Annotated in this window: 23 protein-coding genes and 6 tRNA genes; 14 read left to right on the top strand and 15 right to left on the bottom strand. The window is 62.6% G+C overall.

Annotation, left to right across the window (positions count from 1 at the left end):
- Nucleotides 1–57: 57 nt before the first annotated feature.
- The 4 genes from LA343_RS08000 to LA343_RS07985 form a co-directional block, all read right to left on the bottom strand.
- The gene (locus tag LA343_RS08000) at nucleotides 58–1,095 is read right to left on the bottom strand and encodes a sigma-70 family RNA polymerase sigma factor (protein ID WP_025402811.1); all 1,038 of its coding nucleotides are present in this window, start codon (nucleotides 1,093–1,095) and stop codon (nucleotides 58–60) included.
- 168 nt (nucleotides 1,096–1,263) lie between these two features.
- Entirely contained in the window at nucleotides 1,264–1,713 is a 450-nt protein-coding gene (dtd, locus tag LA343_RS07995) for a D-aminoacyl-tRNA deacylase (protein WP_025402810.1), read from the bottom strand.
- Nucleotides 1,714–1,833: 120 nt separating this feature from the next.
- Nucleotides 1,834–3,477 carry a DUF7782 domain-containing protein gene (locus LA343_RS07990; protein WP_025402809.1) on the bottom strand — a complete coding sequence of 548 codons (1,644 nt, stop codon included), beginning with the start codon at nucleotides 3,475–3,477 and terminating at the stop codon, nucleotides 1,834–1,836.
- Between the two features lie 5 nt (nucleotides 3,478–3,482).
- Complete coding sequence (locus tag LA343_RS07985) at nucleotides 3,483–3,995, bottom strand: DUF3099 domain-containing protein (RefSeq protein ID WP_224207596.1); 513 nt, start codon at nucleotides 3,993–3,995, stop codon at nucleotides 3,483–3,485.
- Between the two features lie 59 nt (nucleotides 3,996–4,054).
- On the opposite strand from LA343_RS07985, the gene LA343_RS07980 reads away from it, so the two are divergent.
- The 3 genes from LA343_RS07980 (at nucleotide 4,055) to LA343_RS07970 (ending at nucleotide 6,631) form a co-directional block, all read left to right on the top strand.
- Nucleotides 4,055–4,297: a DUF3039 domain-containing protein gene (locus LA343_RS07980; RefSeq protein ID WP_025402807.1), complete on the top strand. Its 243-nt coding sequence runs from the start codon at nucleotides 4,055–4,057 to the stop codon at nucleotides 4,295–4,297.
- A 90-nt stretch (nucleotides 4,298–4,387) separates the two neighbouring features.
- Nucleotides 4,388–6,097 (top strand): DEAD/DEAH box helicase, encoded by a 1,710-nt coding sequence (locus LA343_RS07975; protein ID WP_025402806.1) that lies wholly within the window; start codon nucleotides 4,388–4,390, stop codon nucleotides 6,095–6,097.
- A 141-nt stretch (nucleotides 6,098–6,238) separates the two neighbouring features.
- Nucleotides 6,239–6,631, top strand: coding sequence for a hypothetical protein (locus tag LA343_RS07970; RefSeq protein ID WP_025402805.1), 393 nt, complete (start codon nucleotides 6,239–6,241; stop codon nucleotides 6,629–6,631).
- Between the two features lie 156 nt (nucleotides 6,632–6,787).
- On the opposite strand, the gene LA343_RS07965 is transcribed toward LA343_RS07970, so the two are convergent.
- Both LA343_RS07965 and ppgK read right to left on the bottom strand, forming a co-directional pair.
- Nucleotides 6,788–8,665, bottom strand: coding sequence for an RNA polymerase sigma factor (locus LA343_RS07965; RefSeq protein ID WP_025402804.1), 1,878 nt, complete (start codon nucleotides 8,663–8,665; stop codon nucleotides 6,788–6,790).
- 241 nt (nucleotides 8,666–8,906) lie between these two features.
- The gene (ppgK, locus tag LA343_RS07960) at nucleotides 8,907–9,746 is read right to left on the bottom strand and encodes a polyphosphate--glucose phosphotransferase (RefSeq protein ID WP_081737417.1); all 840 of its coding nucleotides are present in this window, start codon (nucleotides 9,744–9,746) and stop codon (nucleotides 8,907–8,909) included.
- Between the two features lie 239 nt (nucleotides 9,747–9,985).
- Here ppgK and LA343_RS07955 point away from each other — a divergent pair, with 239 nt between their 5' ends.
- Together LA343_RS07955 and LA343_RS07950 are read left to right on the top strand one after the other, a co-directional pair.
- Nucleotides 9,986–11,038: an inositol monophosphatase family protein gene (locus LA343_RS07955; RefSeq protein WP_224209145.1), complete on the top strand. Its 1,053-nt coding sequence runs from the start codon at nucleotides 9,986–9,988 to the stop codon at nucleotides 11,036–11,038.
- Between the two features lie 146 nt (nucleotides 11,039–11,184).
- The gene (locus LA343_RS07950) at nucleotides 11,185–11,481 is read left to right on the top strand and encodes a DUF4193 domain-containing protein (RefSeq protein WP_025402802.1); all 297 of its coding nucleotides are present in this window, start codon (nucleotides 11,185–11,187) and stop codon (nucleotides 11,479–11,481) included.
- A gap of 20 nt (nucleotides 11,482–11,501) precedes the next feature.
- Here LA343_RS07950 and LA343_RS07945 read toward each other — a convergent pair whose 3' ends face one another.
- The gene (locus LA343_RS07945) at nucleotides 11,502–11,996 is read right to left on the bottom strand and encodes a DUF3093 domain-containing protein (protein WP_025402801.1); all 495 of its coding nucleotides are present in this window, start codon (nucleotides 11,994–11,996) and stop codon (nucleotides 11,502–11,504) included.
- Nucleotides 11,997–12,157: 161 nt separating this feature from the next.
- Between LA343_RS07945 and dut the strand changes: the two genes are divergently transcribed.
- From dut to dxs, 5 genes are all read left to right on the top strand, one after another.
- On the top strand, nucleotides 12,158–12,616 hold the full coding sequence (gene dut, locus LA343_RS07940; protein WP_025402800.1) for a dUTP diphosphatase: 459 nt from the start codon (nucleotides 12,158–12,160) through the stop codon (nucleotides 12,614–12,616).
- Between the two features lie 182 nt (nucleotides 12,617–12,798).
- A complete protein-coding gene (locus tag LA343_RS07935) occupies nucleotides 12,799–13,581 on the top strand; it encodes a DUF3710 domain-containing protein (RefSeq protein ID WP_025402799.1) in 783 nt (260 codons plus the stop codon).
- Between the two features lie 56 nt (nucleotides 13,582–13,637).
- On the top strand, nucleotides 13,638–14,294 hold the full coding sequence (locus LA343_RS07930; protein ID WP_052337655.1) for a DUF3159 domain-containing protein: 657 nt from the start codon (nucleotides 13,638–13,640) through the stop codon (nucleotides 14,292–14,294).
- Nucleotides 14,295–14,338: 44 nt separating this feature from the next.
- Nucleotides 14,339–15,841 carry a class I SAM-dependent RNA methyltransferase gene (locus LA343_RS07925; protein WP_025402797.1) on the top strand — a complete coding sequence of 501 codons (1,503 nt, stop codon included), beginning with the start codon at nucleotides 14,339–14,341 and terminating at the stop codon, nucleotides 15,839–15,841.
- 235 nt (nucleotides 15,842–16,076) lie between these two features.
- Entirely contained in the window at nucleotides 16,077–18,002 is a 1,926-nt protein-coding gene (gene dxs, locus LA343_RS07920; RefSeq protein ID WP_025402796.1) for a 1-deoxy-D-xylulose-5-phosphate synthase, read from the top strand.
- Nucleotides 18,003–18,047: 45 nt separating this feature from the next.
- On the opposite strand, the gene LA343_RS07915 is transcribed toward dxs, so the two are convergent.
- Nucleotides 18,048–18,668: a DUF3000 domain-containing protein gene (locus tag LA343_RS07915; protein ID WP_025402795.1), complete on the bottom strand. Its 621-nt coding sequence runs from the start codon at nucleotides 18,666–18,668 to the stop codon at nucleotides 18,048–18,050.
- A 72-nt stretch (nucleotides 18,669–18,740) separates the two neighbouring features.
- On the opposite strand from LA343_RS07915, the gene hemE reads away from it, so the two are divergent.
- The 3 genes from hemE to hemQ all read left to right on the top strand — a co-directional run bounded on the left by hemE (nucleotide 18,741) and on the right by hemQ (nucleotide 22,307).
- The gene (hemE, locus tag LA343_RS07910) at nucleotides 18,741–19,904 is read left to right on the top strand and encodes a uroporphyrinogen decarboxylase (RefSeq protein WP_025402794.1); all 1,164 of its coding nucleotides are present in this window, start codon (nucleotides 18,741–18,743) and stop codon (nucleotides 19,902–19,904) included.
- Between the two features lie 98 nt (nucleotides 19,905–20,002).
- The gene (gene hemG, locus LA343_RS07905; protein WP_039911406.1) at nucleotides 20,003–21,448 is read left to right on the top strand and encodes a protoporphyrinogen oxidase; all 1,446 of its coding nucleotides are present in this window, start codon (nucleotides 20,003–20,005) and stop codon (nucleotides 21,446–21,448) included.
- 151 nt (nucleotides 21,449–21,599) lie between these two features.
- Nucleotides 21,600–22,307, top strand: a complete 708-nt coding sequence (gene hemQ, locus LA343_RS07900; RefSeq protein ID WP_025402792.1) for a hydrogen peroxide-dependent heme synthase — start codon at nucleotides 21,600–21,602, stop codon at nucleotides 22,305–22,307.
- A gap of 54 nt (nucleotides 22,308–22,361) precedes the next feature.
- Here the strand turns inward: hemQ and msrB are convergent, their stop codons facing one another.
- The 7 genes from msrB to LA343_RS07865 form a co-directional block, all read right to left on the bottom strand.
- Nucleotides 22,362–22,781, bottom strand: coding sequence for a peptide-methionine (R)-S-oxide reductase MsrB (gene msrB / locus LA343_RS07895; protein WP_025402791.1), 420 nt, complete (start codon nucleotides 22,779–22,781; stop codon nucleotides 22,362–22,364).
- A 167-nt stretch (nucleotides 22,782–22,948) separates the two neighbouring features.
- Nucleotides 22,949–24,232: a glycosyltransferase family 87 protein gene (locus tag LA343_RS07890; protein ID WP_025402790.1), complete on the bottom strand. Its 1,284-nt coding sequence runs from the start codon at nucleotides 24,230–24,232 to the stop codon at nucleotides 22,949–22,951.
- 133 nt (nucleotides 24,233–24,365) lie between these two features.
- Nucleotides 24,366–24,441: transfer RNA gene (locus tag LA343_RS07885), tRNA-Gly, on the bottom strand.
- 3 nt (nucleotides 24,442–24,444) lie between these two features.
- Nucleotides 24,445–24,516: transfer RNA gene (locus tag LA343_RS07880), tRNA-Cys, on the bottom strand.
- A gap of 54 nt (nucleotides 24,517–24,570) precedes the next feature.
- Nucleotides 24,571–24,646: transfer RNA gene (locus tag LA343_RS07875), tRNA-Gly, on the bottom strand.
- A gap of 35 nt (nucleotides 24,647–24,681) precedes the next feature.
- Nucleotides 24,682–24,753 (bottom strand) — tRNA-Val (locus LA343_RS07870).
- Nucleotides 24,754–24,813: 60 nt separating this feature from the next.
- Nucleotides 24,814–24,889, bottom strand: a tRNA-Gly gene (locus LA343_RS07865).
- 141 nt (nucleotides 24,890–25,030) lie between these two features.
- Between LA343_RS07865 and LA343_RS07860 the strand changes: the two genes are divergently transcribed.
- Nucleotides 25,031–25,102: transfer RNA gene (locus LA343_RS07860), tRNA-Val, on the top strand.
- Nucleotides 25,103–25,143: the final 41 nt, after the last annotated feature.

Below are 25,143 nucleotides of genomic sequence, written 5' to 3'. Positions count from 1 at the left end.
ACGCCTAAGTTCTCCGCAGTGCCCGCCCCAGGATCCGCCCTAGAGCGAAATCAATCGCTACACGGCGTACTCGCGCAGCTTGTCAGCGCGATCGCCTTCGCGAAGCTTCGCCATTACCTCGCGTTCGATCTGGCGCACGCGCTCACGCGACAGCCCGAAGCGGCGGCCGATCTGATCCAGCGTGCGGGGCATGCCGTCATCCAGTCCGTAGCGGAGCTTAATCACGTCCTGCTCGCGCTCCTCCAACGTGTCCAGCACGGCACGCACATCGGAGTGGCGCAGCGAGGCAACCACCGCAGATTCCGCATCCGCAGCCTCGGAATCCTCAATAAAGTCGCCCAGCGGAGCTTCCTCGTCAGAGCCAACCGGCATGTCCAGGCTCACCGGATCGCGGGACTGCTTGAGCAGCATCTCGATCTTGGATTCCTCGATGCCGGATTCCTCGCTGAGTTCCTCGTTCGTTGCCTCACGGCCGAGCTGCTGGTACATCTCTCGCTTAATACGCGAGAGCTTGTTGACCTGCTCCACGAGGTGCACAGGCAGGCGGATCGTGCGCGACTGATCTGCCATGCCACGGGTAACAGCCTGACGGATCCACCACGTGGCGTACGTCGAGAACTTAAAGCCCTTGGTGTAATCGAACTTCTCCATCGCGCGGATGAGCCCCAGGTTGCCCTCCTGAATGAGATCGAGCAGGGGCATGCCGCGGCCGGTGTACCGCTTCGCCAAGCTCACTACGAGGCGAAGGTTGGCCTCCAGCAGGTGCGACCGCGCGGCCTTGCCTTCGCGGGCCAGTACCTTAAGGTCGCGCTTCTTAGCGCGGGTCAGAGAATCGGACGTCTCAAGCAGGTGCTCGGCGTACAGGCCTACCTCGATGCGCTGGGACAGCTCAACCTCATCCTCTGCGGTCAGCAGGGCAGTCTTACCGATGCCGTTGAGGTACACGCGCACTAGATCCGCTGACGGATTCTCGTTGTTCCCCCTCCGTCGACCCTTGTCTTCAGTCTTGCTGTGGCTACCTTGGCTATCGTCCTGAGAGGATTCGTTCGTGGACTCGTCGTTCGTCACATCATCGTCGAACATGGAGCTGCTCATTGTCTCAGCGCCTTCCTGGGGGTCGGAAGTTGGGATTGTCTATTGCGTCTAACGGCTCTCTACTCAAGATTGTTCCCGCAGTGCCCCACCAACCTCGACTCGGCTCACCCCCGTTTACGGGTAACGCCCGCGAAAGAGGCGGAAATCACAGCTGCTAGCCGGTTTCTTCTAGCATTCCACCAGCACGGTAAAGGGTCCTTCATTGACTGATGAAACTTGCATCATTGCGCCGAATTTCCCCGTCTCCACTCGTAACCCCCGATCTTGGAGCCCAGAAACGACCTTTTGTATAACCGCTTCCGCGTCCGGCCCGGGTGCCGCCGCGGACCACGACGGCCGCCGACCCTTCTTCGTAGCACCCATGAGCGTGAATTGGCTAACCACCAACACCGGTGCTCCGGCGTCCTCCGCCGAGACATTTCGCGGGCTCTCGTAATCGTCACCCTCGGGCAGCAAGCGCAGCTCGGCGATCTTGCGCACCATCGTCTCCCACGCGTCGGGCGCGTCATCCACGCCGACTCCCAGCAGCACCATCAGCGCTGGCCCGTCGACGTGCCCCACCACGTCGCCGTCCACTCGCACGGTCGCCTCGCTCACGGTCGATACCACTGCCTTCATTGCTGCTCCTTCGTTGTTGGGGTCGCTGTCTCGGTTACTGTCTCGGTTACTGTCTCGGTCACTGGTTGCTTGCTATCTCGTCGGCATCGTTTACTCCGACGCCCAACCCATCCCACGCACCTAGGACGGTTCATGGCTGGTGGCGTCGGCGAGAAGATCGGTGGGAACGATGATGCCGTGACGGATGAGATCCACCGTAATGGGCACGATGGCGGTGGCGAAGGCGGTTTCATCGAGGTCGTGCACGGCGCAATAGAGTGCGATGACGTCGCGCAGCGGCAGGCCTTCGGGGTGCACGCCCGAGACGATGGCGAGCACGTGCTCGTCGATATCGTGGCTGTAGCAGGGGCCCTCCGTGCGGCTGATGCGGCGCGCAACACGGGTGAAGCCCTGGCCGGCCGAGGTATCGGCCATGGTGACGTCCTCCACGGCGACGCCCGGGCGCACCGCGTAGTGGGCATTCAACACGTCCTCAGCGGAGCGGCCTGTGACCCAGGCGGTGCGCCGGAACCATTCGTCGACCTCGTTGCCCAGGTACGTGCCCGCGGGCAGTGGCCAGTCTATGAGTTCCGCGTGCACTTCGGTGGCGGTGTCCGCTTGGGGCTCGAGTTTTTCCATGTGGACGTATCCCAACCCAATTCTTTCGACGCCATGGTCGGCGAAGAAGTCCAGCCACGCCCGAGTGCGGGCGCGACCAGTGGGCGTGCGGGGATCGACAGACTCGTCGCGGAGCCAGGTGGAGATGTAGGTGGCCACGTCGACTTCATCGCGCTGCACGACCCAGGCGCGGATGCCCGTGGCGGGCAGCCAACCGAGCGTGCGCGATCCGACGGTTTCGCCTGCGCTTAGCGCCCAGCCCGCTAGTAGATGCGCGTGGCCGCCGGGGGAGAGGTGCTCCGCGGCGTGGCGGACGACGAGCGCGCTGGCGCCGTCGAGGGCTAGGCCGGAATCGCGGTAGATATGGCCTTCGACAGAGGTGCTGTCTGCCGCGGCGGGCCCAATGACGAACGGCGGGTTCGAGATGATCACGTCAAACGTCTGCCCACCGACTGGCTCGAACCAGGAGCCCTGGCGCCAGTCAATGGTGGCGGTGCCTTGGTCTGCGGCACGGGCGAAGTCTAAAGCACGGTCGTGGATATCCGTGGCCGTGAACTGGACATGCGGGTAGAGCTGGCCGAGCAGCAGCGCCAAGACACCGGAACCCGTGCCGAGATCGAGCACACTCTGGGCGGAGCCGTGGTCGGTGACGAGCGGGGGAATGACGTTGAGAAGAGACAGGGGAGCATGGCCCACTCCAGGGACGTGATGGGGGCCGGGGATACGCACATCGAGGGAAGCATCGGGGTCGGAGGCAACGAGTACTTCGGCATCCCCGCGGCGCGCATCTCCGTGACCTGGTGCAGAGACCGGTCGGATATCAATGTTGAGCTGCAGCGCATCGTCGGAGGTACGGACGAGCGCGAGCTCGTCATGCAGCCGACCCATTAGTTCGTCGCCGATGATGGCGTTCCAACGCTGGTCGGACAGGGGCTGACGCAGATAGACGCCGGCGATCACGTCGGCATTTGCGTCGTCATTGGGGTCCGGTTCGCCGTGTTCGAGGCACCATAGGGCGGCCTCCGGGGATCCATCGGCTGCCGCGGCAACGCCCTGCGCTCCAAGGGCACGGTTAATGCTGTCGGAGCCGTAACCCAGCGTGCGGAGCAATCGGATGAACTCGGCCACCGCAGGACCCGGCGAGCAGAGCTTGTTGTCATCGGCCATGGCGGTTAGTCGTCTCCTTGGGAGGGCGGGGGCGTGATCTCGTCGTAGTCAATGTAGCCAGGGGAGTCGGGGTGATCGAGGCTGTCGGGGCACTTCTCCACTGTGTTTCCTGTGTCTCCATTCGTTGCAGCGCCAGACCCAAGTTCGGCGCGCGTGGAGCCTCCGAGCTCGGCTCTGGCGGCGGCCTTGCGTTGTTCCCGCGCCAGGCCAGGTTTGTAGACCTTGTGACTTTCGGTGGCACCTTCACCCGGCTGATTGGCGATGAGCACGGCAATCCACGGCAACGGCACACTGATGAAGGCGATGATGACGGAAACAGCGAGGTTATGGGTGAGCCACATGACGATGCCCGCCAGCACCAAGACCGGAATACGGGATAGTTGCAGCCACACATAAACGCGCCGTCGGTGATGCCAATTTTCCAGCGGCGAATGGCGTGCATCAGTGATCAGTTGGGCATCACGCTTTTTTCGGCGAACGCCGACCTGCCCGAAGAGATGCTTGTTGCCAGTAGCCATACGCTCAACGCTAGTACGGAAGTGGAAAACAAGGGCATTGAGGGGCATGATGGGTAACCGTGAGCAACCCAAGCACGACAACCATTGAGCGCCCAGACGTCCACACGGACACCACCACCGATGACGACACCCCAAAGTTCTTCCACTACGTGAAGAAGGATCAGATCGTGGAATCGGCTGTGATGGGCAAACTTGTGGTCGCCCTGTGCGGCGAAACGTTCCCGGTGCGCAAGCAAGCCAAGCCCGGCTCTCCGGTGTGCCCGGATTGCGAGGCCATCTACAAGGGGCTGCGCAAGAAGTAGTAGCTGTCGTAACGAACAGCCACGAGAGTTCAACCGCCAGGGAAGACAACCAGAGAAACCACCAGAGAAAACGCTGAAGAATATCGCTGTATGAAACACCTCCGCCAATGGCAGCAGGAGGCACTGACCAAGTACATCGACGAGCAACCACGCGATTTCCTCGCAGTAGCAACGCCCGGTGCGGGTAAGACGACGTTCGCCCTCACCGTGGCTCGCATGCTGCTTGATGCTCGCGTGGTTGAGCGCATTGTCATCGTGGTGCCTACCGAGCATCTGAAGATCCAATGGTCCCAGTCTGCGGCTGGGCAAAACATTGCCTTGGATGCGAACTTCACCAACTCCTCGCCGTTCAATAGCTCCTACGACGGCGTGTGCGTGACCTATGCCCAGGTGGGGATGAAGCCGACCAAGCACTACCAGGTCGCCACGGTGAAAAAGTCACTGGTGATCCTCGACGAGATCCACCACGCCGGCGACGCCCGCAGTTGGGGTGATGGCGTACGCATGGCCTACGCCCACGCCACCCGGCGCCTCGCGCTCACGGGTACCCCGTTCCGCTCGGACGATTCCCAGATTCCCTTCGTCCGCTACGAGGAGGTACCCGACTCCGGCGGTGCATTGCAGTCCAGCGCGGACTACACCTACGACTACGGCAAGGCCCTCAAAGATGGCGTGGTTCGCCCGGTGGTCTTCTTGGCATATTCTGGCCAGGCTAGGTGGCGCAACTCCGCCGGCGAGGAGTTCGAGGCCCGTCTCGGTGAACCACTCAACCCCGAGCAGACCGCTCGTGCCTGGCGGACGGCCCTTGATCCACGCGGGGATTGGATCCCCACCGTGCTGCAGGCCGCCCACACCCGGCTATTGCAGCTGCGTGAGCATATCCCGGATGCCGGAGGCCTAGTAATCGCCACGGACAAAACCACCGCGCGCGCGTACGCCGCGATGCTTAAACGCATCAGCTCCACGCCCGTAACTGTGGTGCTCTCCGACGAAGCCGGCGCTTCCGATCGCATTAAGCAATTCTCCGACAGCACGGATGAATGGATGGTCGCCGTGCGCATGGTCTCCGAGGGAGTGGACGTGCCCCGCCTCGCGGTGGGCGTGTACGCCACCTCGTCCTCCACACCACTGTTCTTCGCCCAGGCCATTGGGCGTTTCGTCCGTTCCCGCCGGCCAGGGGAATCGGCATCCGTATTCTTGCCGAGCGTGCCGGTTCTGCTGGATTTGGCGTCGAAAATGGAAAAGCAGCGCAACCACGTTTTGGGTAAACCGGACCGACCGAACGAGGGATGGGACGACCAACTTCTCGCCGACGCCAACAGGGAGGAAAACGAGCCAGGCGAGGAACGGGGCTACGAGTCGGTCGGTGCAGAGGCCGAGCTGGAGAGCCTCATCTACGACGGGTCCACCTACGGCACCACGGTGGCTGGCTCCGCGGAGGAACAGGCGTACCTGGGCCTGCCGGGATTGCTCGACGCCGACCAGATGCGCACCCTCCTGCGGCAGCGACAGGCCGAGCAGATAGAGGCGCGGGCACGCGACGAGAAGGAGCGGCGTGAGAAGGTGGAGCAGGCGCCGGAGGGTAGTGCCGCCGACGCGCGTAATAAGCGGATTGCCAGCGAGGAGCTGCCCGCGCTACGCAAGGAGCTCAATGCGCTCGTGGCGATGACGTCCGCCCGCACGGGCAAGCCACACGGCGCCGTGCACAACGACGCGCGGCGCAACTGCGGCGGCCCGCCCACGGCGCTGTGCACCGCGCAGCAACTGCGGGACCGGATCGCGTACCTTCGCGCGTGGTAAACGCCCGGCTGATTGCTAAGATCAACGGGGTAGACGGGGGAATCCCCATCCTGAGTCGCGCTGCTGAGCCATGTGGAACGTCGCGCGACAAGTGCAGCGAGAGACTAAAGAAAGACACTGAAGAAAGACGAGGTAGCGCAGGTGGCAGGGAACGGTAAGAACGCGGGCCGTAATTATTCCGACTTGGATCGTTCCCAGGCTCGGGAGGACGCTCGGCGGGTCATCACGCCGCAAAAAGTCTCCGGGTTGAGTTTGGCGGCGTTGATTGTCGGCATTCTGTGCATTCCGGCGTCGATCATGGCGGTCATCGGCATCGTGGTCGCGATGGTGGGCATCGTGGTCGGCGTGACGGCCGTGGTGGTGGCCAGCCGGCGCGGTACACAGCGCAGCTACGCCATCGGTGGGCTGGTCCTGAGCATCGTCGCCATGGCGATCGCTATCTTCTTCACGCAGGCTGGCTTGAGTGCGGTGCAGGGCTGCGATGGCCTGCGCGGCGAAGAATTCCAGCAGTGTGTGCGGGATAACCAGCAGTAGGCGTTCGCTGATCTTTTAGCGATAGACCAGCTGATCTTTTAGCGATAGACCAGCGGGCCCCAGGTCGGGACATGACCTGGGGCCCGCTGCATTTTTTCTTGGATATCTCAGAGCCCGCGTTTATTGCCTCAGTCGGTGACGTTGACCCCTAGGCAACTAGTCCAAGTAGTCGCGCAGCACCTGGGAACGGGACGGGTGGCGCAGCTTGGACATTGTCTTCGACTCGATCTGGCGGATACGCTCGCGGGTAACGCCGTAGACCTGACCAATTTCGTCTAAAGTCCTCGGCATACCGTCGGTGAGGCCGAAGCGCAGCTTCACCACGCCTGCCTCACGGTCGGATAGGGTGTGCAGCACATCCTGGAGCTGATCCTGCAGCAGCGTAAAGGAAACGGCATCCACGGCCACAACGGCCTCGGAATCCTCGATGAAGTCGCCCAGCTGGCTGTCGCCTTCGTCGCCGATGGTCTGATCCAGGGAGATTGGCTCGCGGGCATACTGCTGGATCTCCAGCACCTTGTCCACGGTGATGTCCATCTCGCGGGCCAGCTCCTCCGGGGTGGGCTCGCGGCCAAGATCCTGGAGCAGCTCGCGCTGGATACGACCGAGCTTGTTGATGACCTCCACCATGTGCACGGGGATGCGGATGGTACGAGCCTGGTCAGCCATGGCACGGGTGATCGCCTGGCGGATCCACCACGTGGCATAGGTGGAGAACTTGTAGCCCTTGACGTAGTCGAACTTTTCCACGGCGCGGATGAGGCCCAGGTTGCCTTCCTGAATGAGATCAAGGAAGGCCATGCCGCGGCCGGTGTAGCGCTTGGCCAAGCTCACTACGAGACGGAGGTTGGCCTCCAGCAAGTGGTTCTTCGCACGGCGACCGTCGCGCTCGATCTCTCGGAGATCTCGACGGTTCATCGGGGAGAGCTTCTCACCCGACTCCTTGATCTCCTGGAGGCGGTACTGTGCGTAGAGGCCAGCCTCCACGCGCTTGGCGAGGGAGACCTCCTGCTCGGCGTTGAGCAGGGCGACCTTGCCGATCTGCTTCAGGTACGCGCGCACCGAGTCTGCGGATGCGGTGAGCTCAGCGTCCTTGCGCGCCTGGCGCAGGGCAGCGGACTCGTCTTCATCCCACACGAAACTGCCGTCTTGTTCGTCGGAATCGCTGTCAGAGTCGTCCTCATCGTCGTCATCATCGGACTCGTCGATCTCGTCATCTTCGAGATCGTCATCCAGATCGTCGTCGAGGTCCTCGTCCAAGTCCTCGTCCAGGTCGTCGTCCAAGTCTTCGTCGTCGAAGTCCGGGTCGACATCATCCACGTCGACATCATCGTTGTCGAGATCGTCTGCGGGATCGTCCGCATCGATGACGTCGTTGACCTTGCCCGATGCCGAACCGCCGTTCGCAGCAACGCCAGTGGTGGCATCGGGGGTCTCTACGATCTCATCCTCGTCGGTGCCCTTCCCAGCAGAAGCGGCCGACGTTGCCTTCTTGCGACCGGCCTTCTTCGCAGTGGTCTTCTTCGCGGACGTTTTTTTAGCAGCCGTCTTCTTGGCAGCAGCCTTCTTAGCCGTTGCCTTTTTCGCTGCGGTCTTCTTGGCAGCAGTCTTCTTCGCAGTGGACTTCGTTGACGACTCTACGGAGGAATTTTCCGAAGACGTTGCTGCGGTCTCAGCAGCGTCGGAGGCCGTTGCTTGGGCAGCAGTTGCCTTCTTTGCAGCCGTGCGCTTCGCCGTGGTTTTCTTTGCCGCAGTTTTCTTTGCTGCGGTCTTCCGAGCAGTGGTCTTCTTGGCAGCGGTCTTCTTCGCCGCCGTCTTCTTGACGGGGGTAGAGCTGTCCTGGTTGTCGGGCACGCTGCCGGTCTCGCTGGCGGTGGCGGAGCTGGTTGAGGATGGTGATGAGGCTGGCTTCGTCGAAGTCGCCTTCTTGGCTACCTTCCGAGTGGCCTTGCGTGCTGCGGTCTTCTTGGCGACCTTGCGCACGCCAGTGCCCTCGGAGGTTTCGCTGTTGGCGTTCGAATCTTTCGCTGCCACTGAAGCCCTTTCACTCGTTGTACACAGTGCATTTCAGAACCGGCTCAGCAGTTCTGCCCTAAGATCAAGTCCTGCTGACCAGAGGTACGGTCGCAGCCACTCTTTGCACGTCGGGAAGGTGTAAAACCCGCGTTCGCGGTAATCGACCGCCCATTATAACCCACAATGCAGCAAACTTGTTCCCAAAGTGGGGGTTTGTTGGTAGGTTAAGAGATTTGGTTAACCACATAAACGTGGCGCACTAGGGCTTTACTCCATCGCGCACGGCCAGCGCCGCACCGATAATGCCAGCCTGGTTACGCAGCTTGGCGGGGATGACTTCCTGCTCCACAGTCAGGCGAGGAACCCACTTCTCGGCCTTGCGGGAAATGCCGCCGCCCACGATGTAAATCTGCGGGCTGAACAGCTCGCCGTACATGTGAAGCACCTCGTCCACGCGGGCGGCCCATTCCTTGTAGGACAGCTCCTCGCGATCCTTTGCCGCCGAGCTGGCATACCATTCCACGTCGCCCTTCTTGGAGTAGTGCAGGTGCCCAAGCTCGGAGTTGGGGAACAGGTGGCCGTCGTTGAGCATGGCCGAGCCAATGCCCGTGCCGAAGGTCAGCATCATGACCGAGCCCTGCTTGGCGCGGGGATCACCCAGCTGAACCTCGGCGATGCCAGCCGCGTCGGCATCGTTGAGCACCGCGATGTCGCGCTCGCCGAGGTGCCGACGGAACAGCTCCTGCAGGTCCGTGTCGATCCACGACTTGTCAATGTTCGCCGCCGAACGTGCCACCTGGTTTTTCACCACGGCGGGCACAGTAATGCCGACGGAGCCATCCCAGTCGGCCATCTCCATAAGTTGGCGCACCACATCCGCCACGGCATCAGGCGTGGAGGGCTTCGGGGTGAGGATCTTGAACCGCTCCGTGACCAGTTCGCCGGTATCCAGATCCACCACAGCTCCCTTGATCCCGGATCCGCCAATGTCGACACCGAAACCGAGGTTGCGGTCGGTAGCTTTACTCGACGCCGAAGCCGATTCGGCAGCAGGGGCGGAACTGGTAGGGGCAGTGTGCGTCTGATCGTGGTCGGTCATGGTGGTCATGATACCGGCAAACTATTGCGATGCGTTGGGTGGTCGCGCGCGTCCCTAAGAAGTCCGGAAAGTTGGCCGAAGAGATGGCGGTGGGAAGTTATGGCAAATGGTGCCATGCTGGGGGCATGACTCATTCCTCGTCGCAAGATTCGTCTCCACACGCAGTCCCCTCTGGAACATCTTCCGTCTCCGCTTCCGGATCTAGCGGGCACGGCGGTTCCGCAGACACCGTTGGCGCCGTGGCCAGGGGGTCATGGTGGGTCCTCGATGGGAACTGTACGAATGGGCGCATGGTGGCGTCGAGGATAGAGGCAACAAAGGAGGATCAACCGGGAACAAGCACGCCAGCACAGCTAGAAAGTATCGCGTTGACGGTGGGGCTGGAAGCGGCCGAGCTCGTGCGGACGATGCGCGCGGACAAGGCCGATGCCGCGGGTGCGGTGCACGCTGCGGCGACGAAGTCGTCGGCGGTCGATCCGGTCACTGAGGTGGATCAGGCGAGTGAGCGTCTGATTCGGCGTCGGCTGCTTGAGGAGCTGCCGGGGTCCACGGTGCTGGGCGAAGAAGAAGGTGGGGGAGAAGACCAGGACGATAGCTCTGCTGATCGGGTGATGTGGGTGGTCGACCCGATCGATGGCACCGTGAACTTCATGTACGGGGTGCCGGCCTATGCAGTGAGCATCGCGGCGACGGTCGACGGATTGCCCGTTGCGGCTGCCGTGATCGACGTGGCGCACGAGACGAGCTACGTTGCCCACCTGGGCGGGCCCGCTCGGAAGATCATTGGGCAGACCGAGACGGTGCTGCGCATCAGCCAGGATGCGGCGGAGGCGACAGGGGCAACGGAGGCAGCGGTCGCAACGGACGCAGTCGACGGCGAATCAGCCGGGGGCTCAGATGCCGACCAGGGGAGTACCGACGCCCTGGCGACGGCGTTGGTGGCGACCGGCTTTGCTTACCTGGCACCGCGGCGTGAGGCGCAGGCGGAGCTGCTCACCCATGTGCTGGGCAAGGTCCGGGATATCCGGCGAATGGGCTCTGCCGCGCTTGATCTGTGCCACGTGGCCAGCGGCGAAGTCGATGCGTATTACGAGCATGGTTTAGGGCCGTGGGATCATGCTGCAGGTGTGCTCATTGCGGCGCGAGCGGGGGCGATGGTTCTCATGCCGAATCTGACGGTGCAAAGCAGCGAAGGATTGCAGGTCATGGCCGCAAAACCGGACGTTTTCGCGGGGCTTGGGCAGCTCCTTGATCGGCATACAACGGGGGGAGCCCTGTACCCCGTTTCATAACAAAGTCCGAGTTGGAGGTGACAAGACCGGAACTAGTGCTCTACGATCCGCGAACGACGAATTACACATCACCACGTCCTCGGAGTTTCGGGAGTTTTCCGGCTCGAGGGCATGTGTGAACCGGTCACCTTCGAAGGAGGACTACCGTGGCCACCGATTACGACGCCCCTCGCCGCCGCGCTGAAGACGAGGTTGAAACCGACTCGCTCGAGGGACTGAAGGCCGCTGAGAAGGCCGAGCCCGCCGTCGACGACACCGATGACGGGGAAATTGTTGAGCCGTTCGACGTCCCCATGGCGGACCTGTCCGGTGAGGAACTGTCGGGAACCGTCATTCCCCGCCAGCAGGACGAATTCACGTGCAGCGTGTGCTTCCTGGTTCAACACCGCAGCCGCATCGCCGAGGTCAATGGCGATGAATACGTGTGCGTTGACTGCGCATAAGAGCTGATCCGCAACTCGGATCAGTAGATCGGCCGCCCGAGTGCCTCGAGGAGTTCGCGTGGCTCCTTCGAGGAGATCAGCCAGTACGGCGTGGGATCATCCGGGTCGTCGAGAACGATCATCGCCATTGTGGGGATCCACGCCTTATGCACCACATACGCTGCCGGATCGAGCTGACGGCCCATGGCGGCCTGCTTGGCAGTGGGGGGAATGACTAGGCTCCGGCTCACCACATCAGCCGGTAGCGATGCCGGACCCACATGCAGCCACACCGTTCCATCCGGCTCCTTAACAACCTCCACCGTGGTGCGGGACAACGCCAGCATCGCCCAGATAGCGATGGCGCTGCAGATTACGGCAGCCACGTACATGACCCAGGTCGGGCGGCCCATTTGTGCCTGCCAGGAGATCAGCGCGACCACAAGAGCGGCTCCCAGCCACCAGGTCAAGGGCACTCGTTGACGCTCCGAGTACAACACCGTGCGTCCCGTCGCTGCTGGCGACTCAGATGACACTGGAACTCCTCTGGGTTGGAAGTGGGGTTGGAATGAACCTAACTCTCGCTAGTTTATCGACTGGCGCGCGGTTTCCAACTCTCGGGTGCTCGCTCTGGGTAGTTGCTTCAGGTACTTGCTTCGGGTGGAGCCGATCGGCGGAACTTGTACAGTAGTGACCTATGACTGACAACGCAGAACAGCCGGTGAAGATTGTCCGGCTCGACAAAGATCTGCCGCTGCCCAGCCGCGCGCACCCAACCGATGCGGGCATCGACCTCTACACCAGCGAGGACGTTGAGCTGCAGCCCGGGCGCAGGGCGTTGGTTCCGACCGGAATCGCCATGGCTCTGCCGGCGGGCACAGTGGGCCTCATCCATCCGCGCAGTGGTCTGGCTCTGCGCCACGGCCTGTCGATCGTCAACACTCCCGGAACGATCGACGCCGATTACCGCGGCGAAGTCAAAGTGTGTCTGATCAACCTCGATCCCGACCAGCCCATCACCCTGCACCGCGGCGACCGCATCGCCCAGCTCGTGATCCAGCAGGTCAGTCTTTGCGACGTGGAGGAAGTCACCGACGTTGCCGATCTGGGCGAAACGGTCCGCGGCGCCGGGGGATACGGATCCACAGGGGCTTAGGGGCCGTAGGGGTTGACGCTGCACGTTTCAACCGCCAACGGGCTCTGGCGGGAGCTGACGGGCAATCAGTGAACGCTAGAAAGCATTCGATGGTTCACGACCGCTAGGCTCGATAGGTAGAGCTGTAACAGTACAAAAGCCACTCACAACAATTAGCTACAACAAAGGTAGGCGAGAACACCATGTTCGGACGCAAGAAGAAGAACGAGCCCACACCAGACCAACCGCAGGCACAGTCGGCTCAGGAAACGGTTCAGGAAAGCCAGCAGGTACAGCAGGCAACCGCCGCCTCCGCAGACGCTGGTGCTGGAGCTGCAGCGCAACAACCGGTGCACGACCCGATCAACGGAGAGTTCGGCCCCTTCGATGGTGATGAAGTGGACTTCCGCGAGTACGACTTCTCTGATTTTGCCAAGGGTGGCCTCGATTTGGCATCGATGATGGTGCCCGTTCCACACGAGGGTGAGGTTCAGGTGGAGATGGGCCCGCAGGGCCCGCAGATGATCCACATCGTTACCCCCTACGGTCGTGTCACTCCCGTGGCTTTTGCTGCACCCCGCAATGATGACCTGTGGGCAGAATCCGTGCCAGAGATCATCGAGGGCATGGGCAAGGATGGCCTCACCGCAACGGTGGAGCAGGGTCCTTGGGGCGATGAGATCGCCGCGGTGGCAGGCAACGGCGCCATGCGGATCATCGGTGCATCCGGTCCGCGGTGGATGCTGCGCGTCACGCTGGCCGGCCCGAGCGATAGTGCCGAGGACCTCGCCAAGATGGGCCGAGAAATCGTGGCTCGGACCTTCGTCAACCGAGGTTCTGACCCGATCCCCGCAGGATCGCCGCTGCCGGTTGAGATGCCGCAAGCTATGGCAGAGGAGTTGCAAAAGCAGATGGCAGAGCTCGCCGCCCAGCAGGAACAGCAGGGCCAGCAGAACCCCTCGGCCAACCCAGAGCAGAACGGCTAAGACACCAGGTGCACGACCACAAGAACAACTCCGAGCAGCCCACGTTGCTCGACCAGATGGGCGGGCTGTCCGGGCTTGTGTCCTCCACGCTTCCGGTCCTTGTCCTTGTCCCCATCAACAGCAAGTTTGGACTGGGACCAGCCTTGGGCGCGGCGCTAGGCGTCGCCGTGCTCATTCTCATCTGGCGGCTCGTCCGCAAGGAGAATCTGCAGCCAGCCATCTCTGGATTCTTCGGCGTGGCCATCTGCGCCGCCATCGCCTGGTTCATGGGTGATGCGAAGGGCTACTTCGCCTACGGCATCTGGTACTCGCTCGTCGCCGGCATCGTGTTCATCATCTCGGTGTTCGTCCGGTGGCCGCTCGTGGGCGTTATTTGGCGTGGCATCAACGGCGAAGACCAGCGGTGGCGCACGAATAAACGTGCCGTCCGCGCATTCACTATCGCCACATTGAGTTGGGCCGTGGTGTTCCTGGCCCGCTTCGGCGTGCAGCAGTGGCTGTACGCTTCGGACGCCACGAACGCACTCGGCTACACGCGTATTGCCATGGGCTGGCCGCTGACCGTCATCGTGATGCTCGTCACCGTCTGGGCGGTTAAGGCCGCCAACAAGGCAGAGGGCAAGCACCACGCTGCAGAGCCTGTCGCCGAGGACGGCCCGCTCGAGCAGGTGGAAGAGGCCCTCGAGCACCCAGATTCGCGGCGCCACACTTAAGGCGCAGATCGAGGTCCCACACCACCATCGAATGAGGAGCAGATATGGCTAGCAACGATGACACCGCCGTGGTCGATCTCGGCAACCCAGCACATGGTGGTTCGGTCATCGCCCGGATCGATGGGCAGGTCGTGTTCGTCCGCGGGGGAGTGCCGGGTGAAAAACGCGTCACGATCGCGTGTGATGATGCTCCCGTCGCGGCGTCGAAAAAATTCCGAACCGCAAAGGTGGTCAGCGTGGAACGCCCCAGCCGCCACCGTGTGCCGGGGCAATGTCCTGCCGCGGCTGCCGGTGCGGGGTGCTGCGATCTTGACTTTATCGACGCCGAAGGCAGCCTCGAGTACAAGAAGATGGTGGTGCTCGATCAGCTGCGCCGCATCGGCAAGCTGGAGCTTGGCGAGGATCAACTCGAGGGGATTCGGTTGGACCCGCATACGCACTGGCGAACCCGCACGCGGCTGGGTACGGAAGTGACCGAGACGAGTGGCGCGAATGGTCAGGATGTCCGGGACGTCCAGGACGTCCGGGACGTCACAGTGGGCCTGCGCAAGCCGAAGAGCAGGGAACTGGTCAGCGTGGACGATGCCGCCTGTACGCAGTGGACCGAGGAACTCACCGATGGGGTGCGCCGCACCCTGCCGGAGATGATCGGCGCGGCACAGCGCTCCGCCGAGGCGAGTGGGAAGACCAACCCAGAGATCGCTGTCGCAGTCGGCGACGATGGTGAGTGTGGCTTCGAGGTTGTGGAAACGACGACCACCCGGCGTGCGAAGCGAGGCCGAGGACGTGGCCAGCGCAACCGAGACCGGCGCGCACGCACGGTCACGAGCACAACCACCACCATTCGCCCACTCGGCGACCTGCCGACTACCGTGACCCGAACGCTGCGCCTGCCGCAGCAAGGAACAGCGCTTCCGGGTGCGTCGGAGAATGAGAACTCCGGCACCACCGTGACGTGGCGGCTGCCCGCCCACACCTTCTGGCAGGGCCACCGCGCCGCCGCCGAGGCTTATGCGCGCTGGGTCGATGCCGTCATTCCGCCGTCGACCTCCGACGCCGCTACGGGCTGGGATCTCTACGGCGGCTCAGGCGTGTTCAGTGCCGTGCTTGCCGGGAAGGTCGCAGAGGTCGCGTGTGTCGATGTGGCCTCCGCTGCCACGCAGGTAGGGGAGAGCGCGCTGCGCGAGGCCGGGATCAAATCCGTGCGATTCGTGGATGCGGACGTGGCGCGGGCGCTGCCGACGTTGGCTGAGGACGTGGCCGGTGCACCCGGTGAGTCCACGAACGTGGAGGGCACTGAGCCACACGGCCGAGAGCTTCATGCGGTCGTGCTCGACCCGCCGCGGACGGGAGCGGGAGTGGACGTTGTGCGAGCCATCGCCCAGTGCTCACCCCGGCACGTGGTGCACATCGGGTGTGACCCGGCGACGGCGGCGCGAGATCTGGCGGCGTGGGTGCAGCAGGGGTACCGGATTGAGCGCATCGCGGCGGTGGACGCGTTCGGGCTGACCCACCACGTTGAGGTGCTGGCATACCTGGTTCGGTAGCGGCGCGAAGCTGCAATTTCCACTTAATAACCGCAAGATTCCGCGCTTTTCTGGCAAACCATTAGGATTGAGCTAATACACGGCCTGCCACTGATCCATGCACTACCGGCCTAGGATGGTGGTGGCGCCGAATGCACACCCGCACAACATGATCCGCTCTTTGGGATAAGCCTCACCGGCTTCACCGGCCATATCGGCACCAGGGGCGGCGACGGACGGAGTTGAATCACACCCAATGGGCATCTTAGAGACGGTTTCCTCCCCGGCTGATATCAAAGGTCTCAACGCCGAGCAGCTGGAGGAATTGGCAGGTGAGATCCGGCAATTCCTGATTCAGAAGGTCTCCGCTACCGGCGGTCACCTGGGCCCGAACTTGGGCGTGGTGGAGCTGACGATTGCGATGCACCGGGTGTTTGATTCACCCACCGACCCGCTGATCTTTGACACGGGTCACCAGTCGTACGTCCACAAGATTCTCACCGGTCGGCGGGATCTGTTCGACGGACTTCGGCAGAAAGATGGCCTGTCCGGATACCCGGATCGTGCGGAGTCCCCGCACGACTGGACGGAGTCCTCGCACGCCTCGGCCGCGCTGTCTTACTCCGACGGCCTAGCCAAGGCCTTCGAGCTGACCGGTCAGATGCACCGGCACGTGGTCGCCCTCGTGGGCGATGGTGCCCTTACCGGCGGCATGTGCTGGGAGGCTCTCAACAACATTGCTGCGGCCAAGAAGCGCAGCGTGGTCATCGTCGTTAACGACAATGGCCGGTCGTATTCGCCCACCATCGGTGGCCTGGCCGAGAATCTGGCCGCGCTGCGCCTGCAGCCCGTCTACGACAAGGTCATGGACTCCGGTAAGTCCGCCCTCGGCCGGATGGGCTGGGTCGGTGACCGGGCGTTCCAGGTCATCCACGGACTCAAGGAGGGTGTGAAGCACACCGTCATTCCGCATGAGATGTTCCCCGAGCTGGGCCTGAAGTACATCGGCCCCGTGGATGGGCATGACATCCAGCAGGTGGAAAACGCACTGCGCTACGCCAAGGATTACGGCGGCCCGGTCATCGTTCACACGGTCACGCAGAAGGGTAAGGGCTTCGAGCCGGCCGAGACGAACGAGGCCGATCAGATGCACGCCACGGGCATCATCGACCCCGTCACCGGAAAGCCGATGGCTAAGAAGAACGCTGCGGACATCAGCTGGACCAAGGTGTTTTCCAACCACCTCATCGAGCTGGCCGGCCAGCGCGATGACATCGTGGCGATCACCGCAGCCATGGCTGGGCCGACTGGTCTTGCCGAATTCGCAAAACACTACCCGGACCGCACCTACGACGTTGGCATCGCTGAGCAGCATGCGATGACGTCTGCTGCGGGCCTGGCGCTGGGCGGTCTGCACCCTGTGGTGGCGATCTATTCCACGTTCCTCAACCGTGCATTCGACCAGCTGCTCATGGATGTCGCCCTGCTCAAACTGGGCGTGACGATTGTGCTCGACCGCTCCGGCATCACCGGTTCGGACGGTGCCAGCCACAACGGCATGTGGGATCTATCCATTACCGGCATCGTGCCCGGCATCCACATTGCCGCACCGAGGGATGCACAATCGCTGGAGCGTGCGCTTGATCGGGCTGTTGATATCGACGACGCCCCCACGGTCATTCGCTTCCCGAAGGGCAACGCGCCCGCAGAAGTGCGTGCCTTGAGCGAGGAAGAGGACTTCGATTACTTGGGGCAGTCCGCCCCCGGCGAGACCGCGACCGCGGATGTGGATCCGGACACCCAGCGGGTCCTCATTGTCAGCTACGGAGCATTGACCGATCAGGCGCTCGCTATGCGCGAGGCGCTGGCGAAGGCCGGCCGCACAGCCACGGTTATCGACCCGCATTGGATCATCCCCGTAGCGGACTCCATCGTGGAGCTCACGAAGGACGCGGATCTCGTCATCACGGTGGAAGATAACGGCGTTCACGGCGGCGCAGGTTCACGCCTGCGGCTTGCCATGAGCGAGGCCGGGGTGGATACGCCGGTGCGTCACATCGGTATCCCGCAGCGCTTCCTTGCCCACGCCTCCCGAAGCGAGGTTCTCGAGGGATTGGGCATGGACACCGACACCGTAGCCGCGCAGGCCGTGACGTGGGCGGACGAGATCGCCAGCCGCTAGGAGTGGCTAAGAGCCTTTAAGAGCGCCCAAGAACGCGGCGCCGACCTAGCCGTGGTGCGCGCCGGCGTGCAGGCTGGTAACGCCCTCGGGCGGCAGCCCTGCCACGTTGGAAAGCACCTGCGCGAAGGCCTTGACGTGCGCAGAGAGGTCGGATCCGGTGGCAGTCCACGAGGCTCGCATTTCCAACTGGAAGGCGCGTGGGGGGCCGCCGATCTCGCCGTAGCGCACGGAAGCGGTGGACGTGACGGTGCCACCGAGGTCGATGTAGTCGCAACCGGGGGCGTCGAGCTCCTCGGTCAGCCAGTCCCAAGCCACGTCCGGGAGTAGCGGATCAGACGCCACTGACGCATCCATATCGGCCTGAATGTAGGCAACGAGGCGCATCTTCTTGCCGCGCCAAGCCTCTTCGCCCTCGGGGTCGTGCAGCAGAATGAGGCGACCGAATGCGTCTCCTGCAGCATCGGGGGTGGGCTGAGAATACTCGGAGGGCATCGCTTGATCGTCCTCGTCCTCCCGAATGACCTCCAGCCCGATGGCGTGGCTGAGCGGTGCGAGGTTGCGGGGCGGTCGGATGTCCGCGATGCTGATGCCGCTGCGCACCTTAGCCTCGGACATGGACCGGACGGCTTCCTCGAAATACTCTGGGGTGTCAGTCTCTTGGCTCACAAGCCCTAAACCTAGCCTTTAAGGTTTTGGGGGTTTGTTAGGCGCGCCGTGGGCGCTGGCATAATAGACCGCATGACTGAAGGTACTTCGAACCCCGCCGAGAATCTCGCGCCCTCCGCAGATGCCGTAGACACGGCGGCCTCCCGCCGGCGCTCCGCCCACGATGCGCCGTTGCTCGCCGCCGCCCGCGGGGACAAGCCCGCCCACCGCCCCGTGTGGATGATGCGCCAGGCCGGCCGCTCCCTCCCAGAGTACCGAGAGATCCGCAAGGACATCGGCATGCTTGACTCATGCTTTAACCCGGAGCTCCTCGCGGAGATCACGATGCAGCCGGTCCGCAGACACAATGCAGACGCCGCCATTTTGTTCAGCGATATCGTGGTACCGCTCAAGGCCGCTGGAGTGGATCTCGACATCGTTCCCGGTCGTGGCCCCGTGGTGGAACACCCCATCCGCACCCTCGAGGATATCGACAATCTACCCATGGTCGAGCCCGATCAGCTCACACCCATCGCCGAGGGAATCGGCGGGGTACTGGAGCAGCTCCGTAGCGACCAAGTGCTCATCGGCTTTGCAGGCGCTCCTTTCACCCTTGCCTCCTACCTCGTCGAGGGGGGCCCGTCCAAGAACCATGAGGTCACTAAGGCTCTCATGTACACAAACCCCGAGACGTGGCACGCCCTGATGCGCAAGCTCACGCCGCTGATCGTTCGCTTCCTCCGCGTGCAGGCCGAGGCGGGCATCGATGCTCTACAGTTGTTCGACTCCTGGGCCGGTTACCTCAGTGCCCGCGACTATCGCGAGTTCGTCCGCCCGTACTCCCAGCAGATCTTTACCGCCATGCGTAGCTACGGCATCCCAATGATCCACTTCGGCGTGGGTACGGGGGAGTTGCTGGGGGATATGGCCATCGCCGGGCCAGATGTGGTGGGAGTAGATTGGCGAGTGCCGATGGATTCCGCCGCCGCTCGCGTCTACGGCGCTCTCGAGGCCGATGCCCCGGACGGGCAGCCTGACACCCGCATGAGGGCCTACCAGGGCAACCTCGACCCGGCGGTGCTGTTTGCCGGGCCGGATGTCATCGCGTCGCAGGTCAAGCGGATCGCCGCTGAGGCTGATCGGGCCATCGCCCGTGGCCACTCTCGCGGTCACATCTTCAACCTCGGTCACGGCGTGCTTCCGTCGACGGACCCAGATTCCATTACTCGCGCTTTCGAGGAGATCCACCTCTCATGACGTCTCCAGATACGTCCCCCGACACCAGCTCGCTTCACTCCGGCGCCCACGCACCCACGCAGCTGCGGGCCAACCTGTTTAGCTGCTCGTTCGAGAAGATGGACACCTCCCGGTTCGGGTCTCCCCGCATCGCCGTCATCGGTGGTGGCATCGCGGGTCTGTCCGCCGCGTGGGAGCTGCGCCGCCAGCTCGGTCCGGATGCCCGCATCGCCCTTATCGAGGCTTACGGTCGCTTAGGAGGCAAACTCAAGACCGTCGACTTCGCTACCGGCCCGGTCGACGTCGGCGCCGAGGCATACCTGGGATTCCGCGACGATTTTACTGACCTCGTTCGCTCGGTCGGACTTGGTAATCAGCTGCGCAGCCCGTCCACCCTGTCCAGTGGTGTTTACGCGGATGGCCGCATCGTGGACATCCCGAAGAACACGCTCATGGGTATCCCGGCCAGCGGTGCGGCCGTCGCAGAAGTTGTGGGTGAGGACGCAGCACAGCGCATCGACGCCGAGCGCTCCGGCCAGCCGATGACGTGGTCACCGGACCAGGACACCACCGTGGGCCAGCTCGTCGCCGCCCGCCTCGGGCGGGTGGTCGTCGACCGGCTCGTCTCACCGCTGCTCGGCGGCGTGTACTCCTGCTCCGCGGACGATCTTGGCGTGCGCGCAACCATGCCGGAGCTGGCGGCCGAACTCGATGCCCAGGGCGCTGATGGTCGCTCGTTTTATCTACTCGACGCCATTACGGCCATTCTCGACCGCCGTGCTCAGAAGCGCCCACAGGCGGATTCCGCCACCGATGGGGAATCAGAGGCCTCTCGGAAGCCAGTGTTCCAAGCCCTCGCCGGCGGCTATGGCTCCCTCGTGGATGCCCTCGAACGCAATGCTGACCCCGAGGTGCTGCTCAACACCGGCGTGGAGTCGATCGGCCGGACTAACAAAGGTTGGTACATCGAACCCATCGGAGAGTTCGATGCCCTCGTGGTCGCCACCCCGGCGCCAACGGCTGCCGTGCTGCTGCAGGACATGGCCCCCACGGCCGCCGATGTGCTGCACGGAGTGGAACTCGCGAGCTCTGTGGTGGTGGGGATGCGTTTGGCGTCGCCCTTGGGTCTACCCGAAAGGACGGGAGTGTTGCTGGGAACGGATGCTCCCACCGAGGCCAAGGCCTTCACGTTCTCGTCGATGAAGTGGCCGCACCTGGCCGCGCGAGGGGGAGCGGTGCTGCGGGCCAGCTTCGGCACGTTCAACGAGCCTTGGTACCTGGAAAGTGATGACCGCGCACTGCTGAGCTTTGCGCTCGAGGACCTGCACCGCATCACCGGCGAGCGCAAGCGACCGGAGGAGTTCTTCGTACAGCGCTGGTGGGGCGGTATTCCGCGCTACGGCGTGGGCTACATGGACGCCATGAACGTGGCCTACCAGGAGATCGAGAATATCCGCGGGTTGGCTCTGGCCGGAGCGACGATCAACGGTGTGGGCGTGCCCGCAACGGCGGCGTCCGGCGTGGCCGCGGCACGGCAAATCATCCAAGAAATGCAGCAATCGTAGGCCGCTGTGCCCAGCTAGCCCTGGGTGGTGGGATATCTCACTCCGCTGCCCGGGGCTGGTCGGCGGTTTTGCCGTCTACTGGCGGGTATGTTGGGTGGGGTAGCTTTCTTCATGATCTTTAGAAAGGCAGTGAAAGACCAGAATGTCTGATCTGAGCAGGGAACAAATCCGTGAGCTGAACCGGGTAGTGCAGTACGCGAACTACTCCGCGTTCAAGGTCGAACCGGGAGTACTCGGGGACCGTGCCGAGGTGGCCGCGGATTTCCAGAAGTTCCTCGATTCTTTTGAGGGCACCGACCTGGTGGTGCGCGGTGTGTACGATCTCTCGGCACTGCGCGCCGAGGCCGACATCTTGATCTGGTGGCACACGGAAAAGATGGAAGACCTGCAGGCCGCCTACCGCCGATTCCTCAAGGAGACGAAGCTCGGCCAGGCCTGCGAGCCGTTCTGGACGAACACCGGCCTCCACCGCCCCAGCGAGTTCAACAAGGCCCACCTGCCCTCGTTCATCATGGGCGAGGACCCGCAGAAGTGGATCTGCGTGTACCCGTTCGTGCGCAGCTACAACTGGTACACCATGGAAGCTGCGGAACGTGCGCGCCTGCTGCGTGAGCACGGCCAGGCAGCAGCGGGCTTCGACGAGGTGCGCGCCAACACGATTTCCGCCTTTGCCCTCGGCGACTACGAGTGGCTGCTGGCTTTCGAGTCTCCGACCTTGGAGCGCATCGTGGAGCTCATGCACAAGATGCGTTACACGGAGGCCCGCCACCATGTACGCGAGGAGATTCCGTTCTTCACCGGCCGCCGGATCAACGGCAGCGCGGAGGAGCTCACCGAGTTTATCGAGTCCTTGGCCTAGAACTCCTTGGCTTAGGGCCCCTTGGTTTTGAGCCTCGGCACGCGCTGGGAAGCGTTACGAGGCGCTCTCGGTATCGAGAGTTAGGCAGATGCTGTTGATGCAGTAGCGCAGATCTGTGGGGGTATCGTAACCTTCGCCCTCGAAGACGTGGCCAAGGTGGCTCTCGCAATTCGCGCACAGCACCTCGATCCGGCGCATACCGAGGGAATCGTCCACGCGAGTAATCACGGCGTCCGAGTCAGCCGGATCGAAAAAGCTCGGCCAGCCGCAGTGCGAGTGGAATTTTTCGGTGGAGCGGAACAGCTCCGCGCCACACGCACGGCAGCGGTAGATGCCCTCGGTCTCCGTGTCTGTGTATTCGCCCTTGAACGGGGCTTCCGTGCCGGCTTGGCGAAGTACTGCATATTCCTCTGGGCTCAGGCGCTTCTTCCATTCAGCGTCACTGAGTGAGCGGAAGTCCTGGACTTCCGACATCGGGGAGAGCGACGGCCCACTCTGCTCATTCTGTGCGGTCTGCTCGGTTTGCTCAGCCTGTCGAGCTTGTGGTGTGTCTTGGTGGTTCACGGTGGGTATCCCCTTCGTCGACGTGGTTTGTGGAGGTATGTAAGTTACGGAAGTACGGACGTGCGGATACTACTGGGCTAGCGGGAGTCCGCCAGGGTGTGAGAGCTGTCGCGGCTGGTGTTCTTCGAACCGAACAGACCATACGTGCTCACATCACCCAGTGCGGGCGATCCTTCTCGGCGCTCCATGATCGCCCACACCACGGCTACCGTTGCAGCAGTAACCACTAGTAAAGACCAACCAACTGTGCCACGGGCATATTCCGCGATGCGGCCATAGACTCCCCACCGATCGGAGAACCACGAGTCCAAACTGGTACATAGGTACACCCCGACCCACGCCACTGGATTGTGCATGATGGAGCGCGAGCGAACCACGGTGAAGAACATGGGCAGCAAAAGCATCGAGTAGTACATCTGCCCCAGAGAGCTGACGAGGAACACCCCAGTCAGCAGCACGCCCGCTGTTGTGGTGGCCCACATGAGTTCGTCGCGATCCTTCCACCGCAACAGAACCACGATGGCTACGATGACGAACGCTGCGGCGAGAACACGCCACAGGAGGATGGACCAGTCGGGGAATCCGAAGTGCACCCCAACACCGGAGATTGACGAGTTGGCGTAGTCGCGAACCTCACCGAGGTAGGGAACCAACTTGGAGATGTAATCGCCGGGCGAGACCATGAGTGGCAGTGCCGCGAGGTTGAACAGGATGGGCACGACGATGCCGGTGATCACGTTGACCCATTGCCGCTTGACAAAAGGTAGGAACAACAGTGGCGCGAATTGCGGCTTCACAGTGATTGCGAGTCCCAAGACGATGCCGGAAAGAATCTGCCGCCGAGTCAGCAACAACCACAGGAACAGCACCTCGGCGAGCAGCAGGAGGCCATTGATGTTGGAGAACAACAGGGTGTTCTGCACCGCCTCCGTCGCGAAGGTGAAAAAGATCGCCGCTGGGAATACACCAGAGCGCAGCGAGAAGCGGAACAGCTTGGTGAGGATGGCAATGGCGAGTACCACGGCAATGCCATTGGCAATGATGTACACGCTTCGGCTTGCGTCGGCATTCGGCAACCACGCCAGCGGGCTGAGAAGGAGAGTGCCGCCGGGGGAGTAGAGGTAGTGCGGGTCCACCGTGGAGTAGTCCTCGCTGTAGACCGGAACTCCGTCACGGAACCGGTGCAGGGCGGTGATCACGGTGGTGAAGTCGTCCGTGACGTGGTGGTTGTGTGGAACCAAGAACACCTTGTGGACGAACGTGGCTATGGCCAGCGGCCAGAAGATCCACGCACACAGCAGGGAGATGCGCGTTCGATCCAGCGCTGAGGACGTCGTATAAGTGGTTTTTGCGGCAGTCATCGGCACTTATCGTAGTGGCGAGTGTGGCGGGAAGACTGCATGCCACGCCCGTGTATGACGAAACCCGCCTCCGAGCGGATCCCTAGAGGGGAATGCTCGGGGCGGGTTGATCGCTGTGATCATAAGGTGATCGTGGAGCGGATGACGAGACTCGAACTCGCGACCCTCACCTTGGCAAGGTGATGCGCTACCAACTGCGCTACATCCGCGTGAGGTGGAAACGGGAATCGAACCCGTGTAGACGGTTTTGCAGACCGTTGCCTAAGCCACTCAGCCATTCCACCATTCCGCACGCTACATACACGTGCATGACCCCCGCACTGATCAGTGGGGGATCGTGGAGCGGATGACGAGACTCGAACTCGCGACCCTCACCTTGGCAAGGTGATGCGCTACCAACTGCGCTACATCCGCAATAATCCAATGACCACCAGGTGATCGTGGATCTGTGCGCGATACTGGGATCGAACCAGTGACCTCTTCCGTGTCAGGGAAGCGCTCTCCCGCTGAGCTAAACGCGCGGTGCACAATTCCTTTTTTAGCGTACTCGATAGATAACGAGAACCCTAAAACGAGGAACGTGGAGCGGATGACGAGACTCGAACTCGCGACCCTCACCTTGGCAAGGTGATGCGCTACCAACTGCGCTACATCCGCATGCAACTTGCTGCTGCGAGAACAAACAGTAGCCTGCCTAAGCGCATTCCCACAAATCGCCAGGTCAGGCGCATTACATGGTTGCAATTTTTATTTTGCAGCGATGGGGTGGTACATTTCAACGGTGCCTGAGGCACACACGGTCCTATAGCTCAGCGGGAGAGCGTTCCGTTCACACCGGAAAGGTCACTGGTTCGATCCCAGTTAGGACCACACGAGAGGGAGCTCCCACCAGGGGCTCCCTCTTTTTGTGT

Source organism: Corynebacterium falsenii (assembly GCF_020099275.1).
Lineage (GTDB): Bacteria > Actinomycetota > Actinomycetes > Mycobacteriales > Mycobacteriaceae > Corynebacterium > Corynebacterium falsenii.
This window is presented reverse-complemented; position numbering and strand designations above follow the sequence as displayed.